Here is a 384-nt window from a genome sequence, read left to right as displayed (position 1 = left end):
CACTATCTGAAGGCCGTGAAGGCGGCCGGCACGACTGACGCGGCTGCGGTCATCAAGGTGATGAAGGACACGCCGGTCAACGACTTCTTCGCCAAGAACGGCAAGATCCGCGAGGACGGCCGCATGATCCACGACATGTACCTGTTCGAGGTGAAGAAGCCGTCGGAATCCAAGGGCCGCTGGGACGACTACAAGCTGCTCGCCACCGTGCCCGGCAGCGAGGCATTCCAGCCCCTGGAGCAGTCGCGCTGTCCGCTGGTGAAGAAGTGACGGCGTGAGGCGTCGGGGCGACACGCGCGCCCAACAACAGGTCGTCATCCCGGGGCGCGCGTAGCGCGAGCCCGGGATCCATCGGGCGGCAGTGACGGTTGAGAAATGGATTCC

At 64.8% G+C, this 384-nt stretch carries 1 protein-coding gene; it reads left to right on the top strand.

The genetic code is table 11. The features are described from left to right. Positions 1-270, top strand: a 270-nt coding sequence (locus VSR71_RS35185) for an ABC transporter substrate-binding protein (RefSeq protein ID WP_342917935.1), incomplete at its 5' end; no start/stop codon positions are given. Positions 271-384: the final 114 nt, after the last annotated feature.

Origin of the sequence: Cupriavidus oxalaticus, assembly GCF_038900635.1 — a bacterium.
Lineage (GTDB): Bacteria > Pseudomonadota > Gammaproteobacteria > Burkholderiales > Burkholderiaceae > Cupriavidus > Cupriavidus oxalaticus_B.
Note: the sequence above shows the minus strand (reverse complement) of the source record. Positions and strands in the feature narration are given on the sequence as shown.